The sequence below is a fragment of the Pedosphaera parvula Ellin514 genome (assembly GCF_000172555.1).
Taxonomy (GTDB): Bacteria; Verrucomicrobiota; Verrucomicrobiia; order Limisphaerales; family Pedosphaeraceae; genus Pedosphaera.
Genome location: NZ_ABOX02000022.1, coordinates 1 through 14180, shown reverse-complemented (window position 1 = coordinate 14180; position 14180 = coordinate 1). Strand labels below are relative to the sequence as shown.

The 14180-nt window shown below is 53.6% G+C and carries 17 protein-coding genes; 9 read left to right on the top strand and 8 right to left on the bottom strand.

Features of this window, described 5'->3' with window-relative positions:
- Positions 1-44: 44 nt before the first annotated feature.
- The 8 genes from CFLAV_RS16975 to CFLAV_RS16940 all read right to left on the bottom strand — a co-directional run bounded on the left by CFLAV_RS16975 (position 45) and on the right by CFLAV_RS16940 (position 7646).
- Positions 45-1628, bottom strand: a complete 1584-nt coding sequence (locus CFLAV_RS16975) for a TolC family protein (RefSeq protein WP_007416013.1) — start codon at positions 1626-1628, stop codon at positions 45-47.
- 25 nt (positions 1629-1653) lie between these two features.
- Positions 1654-2820, bottom strand: a complete 1167-nt coding sequence (locus CFLAV_RS16970) for an L-threonylcarbamoyladenylate synthase (RefSeq protein WP_007416012.1) — start codon at positions 2818-2820, stop codon at positions 1654-1656.
- 7 nt (positions 2821-2827) lie between these two features.
- Positions 2828-3277 carry a hypothetical protein gene (locus tag CFLAV_RS16965; protein ID WP_007416011.1) on the bottom strand — a complete coding sequence of 150 codons (450 nt, stop codon included), beginning with the start codon at positions 3275-3277 and terminating at the stop codon, positions 2828-2830.
- Complete coding sequence (locus CFLAV_RS16960; protein ID WP_007416010.1) at positions 3274-3585, bottom strand: hypothetical protein; 312 nt, start codon at positions 3583-3585, stop codon at positions 3274-3276. Before CFLAV_RS16960 ends, CFLAV_RS16965 begins: the two co-directional genes overlap by 4 nt.
- Positions 3582-4169, bottom strand: a complete 588-nt coding sequence (locus CFLAV_RS16955; RefSeq protein WP_007416009.1) for an RNA polymerase sigma factor — start codon at positions 4167-4169, stop codon at positions 3582-3584. The genes CFLAV_RS16960 and CFLAV_RS16955 overlap by 4 nt, the downstream gene beginning before the upstream one ends.
- A gap of 108 nt (positions 4170-4277) precedes the next feature.
- Entirely contained in the window at positions 4278-5495 is a 1218-nt protein-coding gene (locus tag CFLAV_RS16950; RefSeq protein WP_007416008.1) for an ABC transporter permease, read from the bottom strand.
- Positions 5492-6277, bottom strand: a complete 786-nt coding sequence (locus CFLAV_RS16945) for an ABC transporter ATP-binding protein (RefSeq protein WP_007416007.1) — start codon at positions 6275-6277, stop codon at positions 5492-5494. Before CFLAV_RS16945 ends, CFLAV_RS16950 begins: the two co-directional genes overlap by 4 nt.
- Positions 6278-6284: 7 nt before the next feature.
- Complete coding sequence (locus tag CFLAV_RS16940; RefSeq protein ID WP_007416006.1) at positions 6285-7646, bottom strand: efflux RND transporter periplasmic adaptor subunit; 1362 nt, start codon at positions 7644-7646, stop codon at positions 6285-6287.
- Positions 7647-7950: 304 nt separating this feature from the next.
- Here CFLAV_RS16940 and CFLAV_RS16935 point away from each other — a divergent pair, with 304 nt between their 5' ends.
- The 9 genes from CFLAV_RS16935 to CFLAV_RS16895 form a co-directional block, all read left to right on the top strand.
- Positions 7951-8382 carry a response regulator gene (locus tag CFLAV_RS16935; protein ID WP_007416005.1) on the top strand — a complete coding sequence of 144 codons (432 nt, stop codon included), beginning with the start codon at positions 7951-7953 and terminating at the stop codon, positions 8380-8382.
- Between the two features lie 100 nt (positions 8383-8482).
- A complete protein-coding gene (trpD, locus tag CFLAV_RS16930) occupies positions 8483-9526 on the top strand; it encodes an anthranilate phosphoribosyltransferase (protein ID WP_007416004.1) in 1044 nt (347 codons plus the stop codon).
- A gap of 75 nt (positions 9527-9601) precedes the next feature.
- Complete coding sequence (locus tag CFLAV_RS16925) at positions 9602-10345, top strand: hypothetical protein (RefSeq protein ID WP_007416003.1); 744 nt, start codon at positions 9602-9604, stop codon at positions 10343-10345.
- Positions 10346-10369: 24 nt separating this feature from the next.
- Complete coding sequence (locus CFLAV_RS37870) at positions 10370-11239, top strand: DUF4190 domain-containing protein (protein WP_007416002.1); 870 nt, start codon at positions 10370-10372, stop codon at positions 11237-11239.
- A 16-nt stretch (positions 11240-11255) separates the two neighbouring features.
- Positions 11256-12104, top strand: coding sequence for a DUF4190 domain-containing protein (locus CFLAV_RS32530; protein ID WP_007416001.1), 849 nt, complete (start codon positions 11256-11258; stop codon positions 12102-12104).
- A gap of 15 nt (positions 12105-12119) precedes the next feature.
- Positions 12120-12776, top strand: coding sequence for a DUF4190 domain-containing protein (locus CFLAV_RS34190; RefSeq protein ID WP_160164601.1), 657 nt, complete (start codon positions 12120-12122; stop codon positions 12774-12776).
- A 48-nt stretch (positions 12777-12824) separates the two neighbouring features.
- Positions 12825-13301, top strand: coding sequence for a DUF4190 domain-containing protein (locus tag CFLAV_RS32525; RefSeq protein WP_007415999.1), 477 nt, complete (start codon positions 12825-12827; stop codon positions 13299-13301).
- Positions 13302-13417: 116 nt separating this feature from the next.
- Complete coding sequence (locus CFLAV_RS34185; RefSeq protein ID WP_007415998.1) at positions 13418-13912, top strand: DUF4339 domain-containing protein; 495 nt, start codon at positions 13418-13420, stop codon at positions 13910-13912.
- A gap of 86 nt (positions 13913-13998) precedes the next feature.
- Positions 13999-14180, top strand: a 182-nt coding sequence (locus tag CFLAV_RS16895) for a DUF4339 domain-containing protein (RefSeq protein ID WP_007415997.1), incomplete at its 3' end; no start/stop codon positions are given.

Sequence of the window (14180 nt, the reverse complement as noted above, 5' to 3'; positions counted from 1 at the left end):
CATTGCCCGGGACTATTCTTCGAGGAGGCAAGGCAAGGTACCCCTCACTTTTTCGTCAAATCAATCCGGTTCTTCGTCAAAGTGGTTCCCTCATCCAAGGCCAATTGCGCGATATGCTGGTTGTAACTGGCAATGGCCCGGATTTCCAGCGTTTGGGCATTGGTATAATCCTTTTGCAATTGCAGCACTTGAAAACTGGTGCTTTTCCCGTTCTCCAACTTCTTTTGTTCAGCCTCGAGCGCATCCTTCGCATACACTGTCGCCGCATGTCTTGCCTTGATGGTTTGCAGGTCGGCGCGCAACTGTCCCACATCATTTTCGACCGTCACAATCGCCAACTGCTCGGTTCTCTTCAGCGCGAGGAGCTGTTGCTGAACGGTGGCTTTGGCAATCCGGTAGTTATTTCGCGCCGCGCCATTACCCAGCGGCATGCTCACCACCACACCGTAGGTGTAGAAAGGATTTTTCTCTTCCCGCACATCACCTAATATTCCCGTGAAACTGCCGGCCAGGGCATTCCGCCCATAGCTGCCCTGCAGGTTTAAGGTAGGAAACAACTGATTGAAGTCGTATTTTACCGTGATGTTATTCTTATCAAGAGTCAACCTTTGCTGCAGGATGTCGGGCCTGTTTTCCAGCGCCGACCGCCAGCTCTCTTGAAGATCAAACTGTTGGGGCGTGGCGGTCAATGACTCCGCTGGCACCGGCGTCACGTTCACCCATTCTCCATAATTATCAGTAATCAAACTCTTGAGATTGTTCTCATCCGTCCCCTGAGTCTGCAGCGCCGTTAACAAATCAGCTTCCGAGCTCGCAGCTTGCGACTCCGACTGTTTCTCATCGAGCGGAGCCAGCGCGCCCACTTCCACACGCTTGAGATTTTCAGACACGAGTTGCTGGGCCAGTTTGAGGGCTTCTTGATTCACTCTGACGTTCTCCCGGGCGAAGATCAGTTCGTAATAGGCGGTTTGCACATCCGTTACGGTTTTCATGATCTGCTGCCGCAACGCCTGCTCGTCAAACTTAAGTGCATTTTTGTCCAACTGAATGGTAAAGCGGGTCTGATCAATCCAGAAACCCTTCAACAACGGCTGGGTCAGTGTGATTCCAGGGCCAGGGTTGGCACTCCACTGCAAATCAGGCCTGATTCCCGTACCGGACTGATCTATTAGTGAGCCGCCTGTTAAATCGTAGGTTGTTCCCGTCGGTAGAGATCCACTAATATCAGGAGTAAAGATATCCGAATGAGTTACCCGCGATGGCAGGGCGAGACCAGTCGTCGTGTCAATGCCACCGGGAGATGAGTTCATCCTGTGTGTGGCCCTGAAGCTCGCGGTTGGCTCGTACGCCGCGTAAGCCACACTGATGGTATATTGGTCAAACAGCGGGGTATACTGCGTAATCTGAATGTCCAGATTGTGCAGAAGTGCCATCCGGATGCACTCTTCCAATGTCAACACCCGTGTCTGCCGCGCACCTTTCACTAATGGCACCTTCACTGGTGGCTGGGGCTCCTGCCGCGCATTCACTGCCACTGCCACACACGCCAGCGCCACCACACAAATTTTGCTCGACTTCATGAAGAGCGAAGAGTGCTTGATTTGGGAAACTTCGTCAAATACTCGCATGCTGGTTACTTATCTTTCTCGTTATTTAGGTTGCTGCTCTCTTCAGACGGTCCGCAATAGCCTGCCATTCACTGGATTCCGGCAAAGCTTCCACAATAATTAACTCGGCACCCGCTTCATCGCATCGGTGCAACTCGGCATAAATCGCGCGCGCAAATGCCTCCGCATCGTGCGGAATGACACTCACGCCGCCAAACCTTCCGGCAGAAGGAATTACTGTGTGGGCAATCACCTGAATTTTCTCGGCCGCGATTTTGCGCCGCGCAATTTGTGAGAGAAAATCCGGCTCATTCTCCCAGGATAAAATTTCCAGCCTGGCCTTGGGCGAATAATGCTTTTTTAACTGGCCGGGACTCTTAATGATTTCAGCCTTTGTCCCTTTTTTACTGGTTTGTGATAGCACGGTTTCAGCCGGCAAAGCTGCCTGCAATGCTTCCTCACGAATCATTCCGGGGCGCAACACCCTCGCCGGGCTGACGGATATATCCAACACAGTGGATTCAATGCCCACCTGGGATTGTCCCCCATCCACAATCAACTTGATCCTGGTTCCAAGCCCTTTGCTCACATGTTCTGCATTGGTGGGCGAAATTTGGTTGGAAGGATTGGCGCTGGGGGCTGCCAAAGGAAAACCACACTCGCGAATCACCGCCTGGATAAAAGGATGACTGGGCCAGCGCAGACCAACCGTGGAGCCTCCGGCGGTCACGATATCCGGAATACTTTCAGCCCGGGGAAGAACGAGAGTGAGTGGTCCCGGCCAAAACGCACGGGCCAGTTTCTCAGCCTGCACCGGCCATTCGGAAACACAGGCTCTTGCCATTTCGATATCGGCCACATGAACAATAATTGGATTGTGCGCTGGCCGTCCCTTGGCTTCAAAAATCCGCCCCACGGCTGCCGCGTCGAGTGCATTGGCCGCAAGTCCGTAAACCGTTTCTGTAGGCAGCGCCACCAACTCGCCGGCCCGCAAAAGCTCCGCCGCCCGCTTCACTGCCTTCTGGAACAAAGCAGCGGTATGCGTGGGCAAAATCTCTGCGCTCGCTTCTGGATTCTTCAAACCGTCCTTGAGATTGCGAGAATTTCGGTCGCACTGCAATCTTTTGCTCTCCAAAAGGGATGCAGTTATGGGGGGCGTTTCCGACTGGATGCAAGTCACCGCGAGAGCCTGACCGTATTCCATCTTTATCATGTCGCCGTTACTTCACTGGAGCATTGGTCTGACCGGCCGACCCTGGCGGAGTTTCAGGATGTCCACTTCTGGATCGGTGGCGTCGCTCGCGAAATTCCTTTTCCATCTCCTCCAGCTTGGTCTTTTGTTCATCCGTGAGCAGCGGACGCATCTGGGCATGCAAATTGTCAAAAACCTGCGAGACTCGCTGCATGGTATTTGTCTGGATCGACCGCAATTCCGCCCCGGCAACATCGATCATCGGATTTATCTTATCCACTTGATCGGCGGTTAAGTTGAGCCTGGTTTTAAGATCTGACCGCATGCGTTCGGTAAAATCACCGGGCGGATGTCCAGGCCCTCTGCCCGGCGGATGTCCTTTTACCAGCTTGTACGTAATCCCCGATCCGGTAACCGCTCCCAATACGAAGAGCATTACCAAATAAACTATGAGCTTGCCTTTGGAGGGTATGGTCATTGGTTCAATGCGAGGGTCACCGCGGAATCAGCAATGGAAAATGCATCCGCTGTTTCCCCGGCTCGATCGTTGCTGCCGCTGCGATCGCTGTAATTCCAAGCCAGGCTCAGCAGCATCAATAAGCAGGCACAGGCCACCGCCCGGCGAAACCACACAATGAGCATGGTCATGTCCTCACCTGGCTGCAGCGAGCGCCAACCCGCCAATACCTGGGCTTCCAGTTTAAAGGATGGCGCTCCGACCTCCATCCGCGGCGAACGGGCTGCGGCTCTGAATAATCGGTCCAGTTGGTTGTCGTTTTGCTTCATCGCCTTTCCTCTCTCATGAGTTGTTTAAAATGTTTTCTCAATTTATTGCGCGCGCGAAAAGCGCGAACTTTTATCACCGATTCATTCCAGCCCGTAATCTGCTTCACTTCTTCGATCGAACGCCCTTCCATCGTGAGCAAATTCATGACCAACCGGTCTTCGGGATTCAACAAGGCCATCAATTTTTCCGCCAATTCCCGGGAGGCCAGGCTCTGATCCGGATTCAACTCTTCCTGCGTGGACGCCAGCAAATCCAGCACATGCCCCTCATCTTCGCCCAAATCGGCCCATCGAACCTCAGGCCGCACCTTCTCCGCCCGCAAAACCTTGATGCACGTGTTCACCGCGATTCGGGACACCCAGTGTTGGAATGGCACCTTGCCTGCATACTGATCGAGGTGCGTAAAAATCTTCATAAACACCATTTGCACCAGGTCTTCTTCGCCTGTCCGTCGCGGCAAATGCGATCGAACCAGCTTGATGACCAGCGGATAAAGTTCCTGGAAGAGCATGCGTGCAGCCTCTTCATCCCGCCGGCGGACTCGCTCCAGGCAGGCAGGCATGTCAAACCCGGTCTCAGGCATATCGGATCGTGCGCCATTGGCTCATCCACTTCATCTATATGTAATGACCCGCCGCACGGCAATAAGTTACGGGAATTTTTTACGGCTGGCGATCCGTTGACTAACGCCTTATTCGTACCTCAGGGCATCAATGGGATCGAGCTTGGATGCTTTCCAGGCGGGATAAAATCCGAAGAAAATCCCAATCAACGCACTGATAAAAAAAGCAATTCCCACCCAATTCATCGGGGTCAGCGCCGCCCAGCCCAGCTTGGCCGCCACCAACTTGGAACCGCCCGTCCCGCATAAGATTCCCAATACCCCGCCCAGCAGGCTCAAAGTGATCGCCTCGACCAAAAATTGCAGAAGAATATCCCGTCCGTGCGCTCCTACAGCCATCCGGATGCCAATCTCCCGTGTGCGCTCGGTAACACTCACCAGCATGATGTTCATGATTCCAATCCCGCCCACCAAAAGGGAAACCAATGCCACCGCTGCCAATAACCATCTCATGGTCTGCGACGCATTGGCCGCCATTTCCGCGATCTCCTGCTGCGTCCTCACCGTGAAATCGTCGTCTCGCCCGGCTTGAATACGATGTCTCTGCCGCAATAAGAAGGTGATTTCCTGTTGCACGGAACTCAACATCTTCGGACTCGATGCCTGAACTGTGATGCCTCGCAGCATGGTCGCGCCAAATAATCGCCTCATTGCGCTCGTATAAGGAACAATGACCACATCGTCCTGGTCCTGTCCCATTACGGAAAGCCCTTTGGGCACCAGTGCTCCCACCACTATGAACGGCACATTCTTGATGCGAATAATTTGGCCGATCACATTTCCATCCGGAAACAATTGCTTGGCCACGGTCTGGCCAATGACAGCCACCTTGCCCGCCCCCCGCACATCCTGTTCCGAGAACATGCTACCTTCCGCCAGTGGCCATTGCCGGATGTCCAAATAATCCTGCCCCTCTCCCTGAATGTTTGTGCCCCAATTTTGATTTCCCGCAGCTACCTGCGAACCCGAACGCAGTTCCGGACTGACCAGCGTAACGCCGGGCACCTCGCGTTCAATTGACAGGGCATCCTCGACCGAAAGGGTTCCTGCACCTCCCCATCCCGAGTGCACACCGCCACGGGTAAAACTGCCGGAAAAAATCAACACCACATTCTGCCCCAGGCTTGCGATCTGGCCCTCCACCTGCGCTTTCGCTCCATTCCCCAAGCTCACCGTCGCAATCACCGCGCCCACACCGATGATCATTCCCAACATGGTCAGGATGGTGCGCAGCTTGTTTCGCTTCAAAGCTCGGGCCGCAATTTTTAACGTGGCTAAAATTTTCATGGTGCCAATTGAACTGCCTGTTGGGCTTCCGTTAATTTGCGCAACTCCTCGGTGGCGATCAACCGGTTCGCCACCGGCGCATCACTCACAATTCTGCCATCCCGCATAATCACGTTCCGTTTGGTGTAACTCGCAATATCCAGTTCATGCGTCACCATGATGATGGTAATGCCCTTGTCATTGAGATTCTGGAACACCCCCATGATCTCCATGCTCGTCTGCGTATCCAGATTCCCCGTTGGTTCATCCGCCAGTATCATGGCGGGTTGGTTCACCAAGGCCCGCGCTATTGCCACGCGCTGTTGTTGCCCGCCGGATAGTTGGTTCGGATGATGATCCGCTCGCGCTCCCAAACCCACAATCTCCAGTGCTTCCAACGCGCGCCGCCGCTGCTCATGCGCGAAGCCTGGCTTGCGCGTGTACATCATCGGCAATTCCACGTTTTCCAAGGCCGAGGTGCGCGATAACAAATTAAATCCCTGGAATACAAATCCAATTTTCTCGTTTCGGATCGTTGCCAGTTGATCCCGATCCAACACTGAAGCATCCACTCCATCGAGCATGTAACGTCCCCGCGTCGGCCGATCCAGGCAGCCCAGCATGTTCATCATGGTCGATTTCCCGGATCCACTCGCGCCCATTATCGCCACAAACTCGCCCTTCCCAATTTGCAACGACACATCTTTCACCGCGTGCACATTCACCTCACCGGTGTGGTAAACCTTGTCGATATGCTCAAGCTGGATGATGGAACTCATGGGCTTGTTCGAAATGTCAGCCATTTGTTCATTAAAAACGACGCATGCCACCGCCGCCGAATGGATTGGATGGGGCCGCCGCTGCTGGCGCCGCCCCCACTACAAGCTGGCCGACAATCACCTGATCACCCTCTTTCAAACCTTCCAGCACCTCTGTATTGACACCATCGCTGATGCCAATTTTGATCTGGATTGGTTTCGGTGCCTGTCCTTTGCCATTCTCATTTTGGGCGAGCACATAAACCGTGCGAATCGGCGAACCATGTTCCCCTTTGGCGTGCCCTGTCTGGCCGGCACTTCGTCTTCCACCGCCGCCGGGCCGTCCGTTACCACCATTAGCCCCATCCGGACGGGCCTGCCCGGGGGTGCCACCTTCGGGCGCCGTCACACCGCCGCTCGCTTGCGCCACGGCATTGCTTAGCACTGGCGAAACCGCCGGCTTCTTCGTCTCGCCAGTCTCCTGTGGTCGGAAGCGCAAGGCGCCATTCGGTATTTTCAGCGTCTCGTTCCGTTGGGCGGCCACAATGGATACGTTGGCCGTCATGCCCGGCTTAAGCTTTTGATCCTTGTTGTCCACTCCAATCACGGTATCATAACTGATGACGTTTTGGTTGGTGATCGGAGAATTTCTCACCTGCCAGACTGTTCCATGAAAATTTCGCGTCGGAAAGGCATCCACCGTAAAGTTCACCGTTTGATTGGTCTCAATCCCGCCAATATCCGCCTCTGACACCACAGCATCAATCTGCATCTTGCTCAAATCATTGGCGATGACATAAAGGGTTGGCGCACTCAAGCTCGCGGCGACGGTCTGCCCGATGTCCACATTCCGGGAAATGACAATCCCATCAATTGGTGAAAAAATCGTCGTGCGATCCAGGTCCACCTTCGATCTTACCACCGCCGCATCTTTGATCTGCACGTTGGCTTCGGATTGATGCAACGTGGCAACCGCCTTGTCGTAATCCGACTGGGATATCAGCCTGTTCTTGGAAAGTTCCTCGGCGCGCTTGGCTTCCACCTGGGCGAGCTCCAAAGTCGCCTTCGCATTCGCCAAATCCCCTTGAGATTGCATCAAGGCAGCTTTGTAGGTTGCTGGATCAATTTGCGCGATCAATTGCCCGTTCGTTACCGTGGTATTAAAATCCGCATATAATTTATCGATGATACCTGAAATCTGGCTGCCCACCTGCACATTTGTCACTGGATTCAGCTGTCCCGTCGCGGTCACCGCCTGGATCAAATCGCCTTTGGTAACTTGCGCCGTCCGAAATTCCGGCTCTTTCTCTCCCTGATTCTTCCAAATCCAAATACCTGTGCCCGCCGCCACTGCCAACAGCACAATCACCACCAATAGGGTGACCAGACTAAAAACCGAATCTCTTTTCAACATATGTTCTATTCAACTAAGCAATAATGACCTCTGCCAACTAAAAAGGTTACGCACACGTAATATTTACCACAACTGCATAACCATACAAGCTACTGTTATTAAATTACTTACAATACATACCACTTCTAAAAACTTTTCCATCTTGATAGGCGGTTTCGCTATTCGCGTATAGGGTCTTTACCCCATATGGATTGCTTCCGCTAATCTATAACTTAAGCCGCTTGTTTGAGGGACAATTAGGAGCAAACAGCATGGTTCTCAGAGGCAGCCCGAGTTAAGTCGTTTATTTATTTATATTAATAACATGCCCAAGACCATCTTGCTCGTTGAAGACTTTGAAGATGATGCGATCCTCTTCAAGCTGGCTTTGAATCAGGCCGGTGTAGTTAATTCCATTATCACGGTCGCCACCACCGAGGAAGCCATTTCCTATCTGCTGGGAGATGGCCCGTACGCTGACCGCACCGCGCACCCTCTTCCTACGGTTATTTGTGTTGATCTAAAATTGAACGGTAGAGATGGTTTGCATCTCCTTGGCTGGCTGAACATTTTCCCGCAGTTCAATGAAACCCTGGTAATCGTTCTCAGTGGTTATCATGAACTGAAGGAAGTTCGCGCCGCCTATGGCATGGGTGCCGATTCCTTCCTCAGCAAGCCCATCCATCCGAAGGACGTTGAGAATCTCATCCGCGCCTACCCTCAGTATTGGGACTTCAAACGAGTGGACCATCTATAGGCAGGTTTTACCTTCATCGAAAGCGGGCTTGCTCTGGCAGTTGCAAGCTCGACCGACTTTACTCTCTGGCCTTTGCACCTTTTTTGGTTACAATGGTCCCGTGCTGAAATCTTTGAACCAGCAACTCGCGCAGGCCGTTCATCTTACCGATGAACAGGTCCGTATTGCCGTTGGCCAGCTTCTCGATGAATCCATCCCGGCCGATTTGAAAGCCGATTTCCTCTGCCATCTCGCCGCTAAAATCGAAACTCCCGAGGAAATCGCCGCCTTTGCCCGCGAATTGCGAGCCAAATCCATTCAGCCTCCCATCGATGCCGAAACCCGCTCCCGCGAAATCCTGGATGTTTGCGGCACTGGCGGGGACAGACTCAATACCTTCAACATCTCCACGACCGTTGCCATCATTTGTGCCGCCGCCGGAGTCGCCGTCGCCAAGCACGGTAACCGCGCCATCACCTCCCAATCCGGCAGCGCCGATGTCCTGGAAGCCCTCGGCATCCGCGTCGAACTGACTCCTGCCGAAGCCGCCCAATCCTTGCGCGAACACAATTTCGCCTTTTTCTTTGCTCCGAACTATCATCCGGCTTTCAAACACATCAGTGCCGCGCGCAAACTTTGCGCCCAACGCGGTCAGCGCACCATATTCAACTTCGTTGGCCCGCTCCTGAATCCAGCACGTCCTTCGGCTCAGCTCATCGGCGTATCACGGCCGGAGCTCTGTGAAACTCTCGCCCACGTTTTGCAATCTCTCGGCGTCCGTCGCGGCATGGTTGTCAGTGGCCAGGTCGGGACTGCGTGGCTCGATGAACTCTCCACCCTGGGAGAAAACATCATTGCCGAGTTTTACCAGGACCGTGGCTTTACCACCTCCTCCATCTCCCCAAACCATTTCCCCTTGCAACCCGCCACGCTCGCCGATCTGGCCGGCAGTGATCGTCAGGCCAATGCGGAAATTGTCCGGCGCCTGCTCCGCAACGAAGACCGCGGCCCCAAACGCGACGCCATCCTCCTCAACGCTGGCGCTTCCCTGTTCGTCGCCAATAGAACCAAATCTCTCCTCGAAGGTTGGGAATTGGCCGATAATTTGATCACCAGCGGCCAGGCGTTTGCCAAATTACAAGCACTGGCTGCCACTGGCAATTGACCACCTGCGGGCCAGATTGAGCTGGAGTCCCAGGTCAAAGTCGCTAGTCTCCTTCCAAACAAGGGTCAATGAGCCATGTATAAAATCCTCGGAACAGATGGTAAGGAGTACGGTCCGGTCACAGCGGGCCAGGTGCGGGAATGGATTGCCGCCCGTCCCTCCGCCCTTACCCTCGCCAAACTCGAGGGAAGTAACGAATGGAAACAACTGTCTCAGTTTCCGGAATTTGCTTCAACTCTCATTCAACATCGACTGCCGCCCGCCGCTCCCAAAAAGCAGAGTAAAGGTCTTCCCATCGTTGCCGTCATCGCCCTCGTTTGTGTCGGCGGCCTCTTTTTCATCGGGCTGCTGGCTGCGATTGCCATTCCGAATTTTGTGCGGGCTAGAAAACAGGCTCAGACCAATGTCTGCAAAAATAACATTCAGGAATTGGCCAACGCCATGCAGGTCTACGCCCATGCGAATAACGAACAATTTCCTTCCGCTGCCACCTGGTCGGATAACATCAAGGGCAAGGTCGCTTCTGTCTCGACCTTTGCCTGCCCGCTCGCCCTGGGAAATTCCTGTGGTTACGCTTTCAACCGTAAACTCGCCGGCAAAAAAATAAATGAAGTCAATCCCATGACAGTAATGCTATTTGAAAGCGATGCCGGCTGGAACGGCTCCGGCGGCCCCGACCAGATTGTCGGGCGCGATCATGTCCCCTCTGAGGATAGTCGTGCGCAACATGGGGACCGCATCTTCCATGTGGTCTTTGTGAACGGCGAGTTCGCCTCCATGCCCGAGTCCGGCCTCAAGTCTCTCCGCTGGGATCCATAAACCTAAACTAAGGAACAAATCATCATGTATAAAGTGCTCGGAAACGATGGCAAGGAATACGGCCCGGTTAGTGCCGAACAATTGCGCCAATGGATTGCTCAGGGTCGGGCAGTTGCCAATACCAAGGTACAACCGGAAGGCTCAACCGAATGGAAGTTGCTTTCTGAACTTCCAGAGTTTTCGGGTGCATTCTCTGCTCCTCCTCCTCCATCGGCACAACCTGCCACGCCACGATTTATCGCCACGGGTCCAACCGAACGAAGTGGCTTGGCCGTCGCTTCCGTGATTTGCGGTGCCCTGGGTTTGGTTACCTGCATCACCTCGCCGATAGGACTGATCCTCGGCATCATGGCGCAGAATCAGATCAAAAAAAGCGAGGGGCGAGTCACAGGCTCCGGACTGGCGACCACTGGCATTGTTCTTTCCTGCGTTACTTTCGCCTTTTTTGGACTTGCTGTCATGGCTGGCTTGCTGCTGCCAGCACTTGCCAAAGCCAAAGAAAAGGCACAGATGATCAACTGCGTTAACAACATGAAACAGCTTGGCCTCGCGGCCCGGATGTACGCTGGCGATAACCACGACAAATTTCCCCTCTCAAATAACTGGAGCGATCTCCTCAGCCCTATGGCAGATGCCAAAGCGTTCGTCTGCCCGGTCAACAAGAACCACCGCTCCAGCTACGCCTTCAACGCAAAATTAAGCGAGAAAAACCAGAAGGAGGTAAACCCGCAGACGGTTTTGTTCTTCGAGAGCGATGACGACTGGAACGCTTCCGGCGGTCCTGAAAATCTGACCCACTCCCGACATGGCTCCTACCTGGTCATTTGCTTCGCCGACGGCTCGGTCCAACGCATGTCCGCCTCCAGGCTCAATACTCTGCGCTGGGATCCATAAACCTAAAAAAATCATCATGTATAAAGTGCTCGGAAACGATGGCAAGGAATACGGTCCCGTCAGTGCCGAACAATTGCGCCAATGGATTGCTCAGGGTCGGGCGGTCGCCAATACCAAGTTACAACCCGAAGGCTCAACAGAATGGAAATCGCTTTCTGAAATTCCGGAGTTTTCAACCGCATTTGTGTCTGCACCGCCTCCTTCTGACCCACAACCTCAGCTCTCGGGACCCGCCAAAACCAGTGGCTTGGCAATCGCCTCGGTGATCTGCGGTGCCTTGGGTCTAGTTACCTGCATCACTTCCCCCATCGGCCTAATCCTTGGCATCAGCGCTCGGAATCAGATCAAAAAAAGCGACGGACAAATCAAGGGCTCAGGGTTGGCCACCACAGGCATCATTCTTTCCTGTGTTACTTTTGCGATCGTTATTCTGGCATTCTTGTTGCCCGCACTCGCCATGGCCAAACAAAAGGCGCAGGCAATCAGTTGCATTGGCAACATGCATCAACTTGGCATCGCTGCTCATCTTTATGCAGGAAGCAACCACGACAAATTTCCCACATCGAAAAACTGGTCCGACCTGCTTGCCCCATCCGTTGGAAACCCCAAAGCCTTCGTATGCCCCCTGCATCCAACCCACCGCTCCAGTTATGCCTTCAATGCAAAGGTTGGCGGAAAAAAGCAAAACGAGGTAGCACCGGAGACCGTATTATTTTTTGAGAGCGATGCAGGATGGAATTCATCCGGCGGCCCCGACGACCTCTCGCTCACGCGCCACGACTCCCGCATAATCGTTTGCTTCGCCGACGGCTCAGTCCAACGCTTGCCCGCCTCTAAGCTCGATACTCTGCGCTGGGATCCTTGAAATATTTGCTCATTTGTGGATTTACCCTCATCACCATCAACGCCTCCTGCCCCGACAAGCAAGCTGGCAGTTAGTTCCTTTGCTCTCGGTCTTCTTGGCTTTTGCACCGGCGTTAGCGCTCCTTTCGGTCTGATACTTGGAGTCCTTGCTCACCGCAAGATCAGTCAGAGTGAAGGCAGAATGAAAGGCTCAGGACTAGCTACGAGTGGCATCATTGCTTCGTGCCTGGCTCTAGGATTTATGCTGCTGGTTCTGCCTGCGGTTATAAAAGCAAAAGAACTGGCTGACCAAATTAATTGCGTAAACAATCTGAGTTATTTACGCCGTTCGATAGAAGGATATGCCGCCAATCATGAAGGCAGATTTCCTCAAGCCACGAATTGGTGCGATGTCATGGAGCCTTACGTCGGAAGCAACAACTTCTTCATGTGCCCGGCCAAATCGAAGCTTCGCTGTGGCTATGCTTATAATTCAAATCTAAGCGGAAAAGTCAGGAACGAAGTGGATGCTCAAACCGTCATGCTCTTTGAAAGCGACGGCGGTTGGAACTTCTCAGGCGGTTCAGCCCAAATGGTTACAAACCGCCATCACGGCACAGTTGTTTCGACTGTCGATGGTTCTGTCCGGTGGGTCCAGTCCTCTGAACTCGGCACCCTCCGCTGGAATCCCTGACTGGCTTTTCCAGCTAAAATGGTGTAATTATCGGGAAGCAAGGGAGCCATGTATAAAATCATCGGGATAGATCAAAAGGAGTATGGACCGATCAGCGCAGAGGAATTACGCCGCTGGATCTCGGAGGGCCGCGTCAATGCCCGCACCATGGTCCAGCCGGCCGGCAGTTCAGGCTGGATACAACTTGGCACGCTCCGGGAATTCTCCACCTCCTTTTTCCCACCGCCGACCTTTACCACTCCTTACAGCTACTCCGGAGGTGGCACCAACAGCATGGCCACCGCAGGTCTGGTCTGTGGAATCCTCGGTTTACTGTGCTGCTGTTTCGGTCCGCTATTCTCAATCCTGGGATTGGTTTTCTCATGGATCGCTCTCAACCAAATAAACCATGATCCACTGCAGCGTGGCCGAAGCATCGCGATTGCCGGCTTGGTCCTCTCCATCCTAGGCTTGATCGGCCTCGTTTTTTCCCTGCTGGCCGGCATTGTGAGTTCGTCATTTCAAATGTTTCACGCCCACGTATGAACCACTCGATAACTGACAGACCGTACGACTTGCAACTTGCGCACCAACTCCGCACGCTTGCATCACCTGTCACATTCCCCTACAACCCTCGGTGGAACGGAAGGACTTAGGCATCTATGTATAGAATCATCGGCGCAAATCATGTGGAATACGGCCCCCTGACCGCGGAACAACTGCGTCAATACATCCTCGAAGGCCGGGCCGATGCCAACACTCAGGCGAAATTCGAAGGCACTGAAAACTGGAAACCCCTGGGCACCTTTCCCGAATTTGCCGCCGCGCTCAACCCCGCTCCTGCCGGTTACGCCTCGAGCCCTCCTCCCGCTCCGGGCAGCCTGCCAGCCAAAACCAACGGCATGGCAATCACAAGTTTGATCTTTGGCATCCTCTCGCTCCTGATTGGTTGGGCCTGCTGCGGTCCCCTGCTCTCCCTGCTCGGCATTATTTTTGGCATCATTGGAATTTCCCAAACCAACAAAAGCTCGGGCACTCAAACCGGCAAGGGCATGGCCATCACCGGGATCGTTCTCTCGATCCTTGGCTTGATAATTTCGGTCATCATCATCGTGATTTTTGGTTTGGTGGGCGCCCTCCGCGATTCAATGCATTAAGCAAATTCGGACTGGCGATGTGATTTGCTTTTGAGTAGAGAAACTGTCAGTATTCAATTCACGGGCAAATCAAAAGGAAACCTATCATGTATAAAATCATTGGAGCAAATCAGACGGAATACGGACCGATCTCAGTCGATCAACTTCGCCAGTGGATCACTGAGGGGCGCGTCAACGCTCAAACCCTGGCGCAGGCGGAGGGGGAAACCGGTTGGAAACCGATCTCTCAGTATCCTGAATTTGCTGGCAGCTTTGCCACCACACCTCC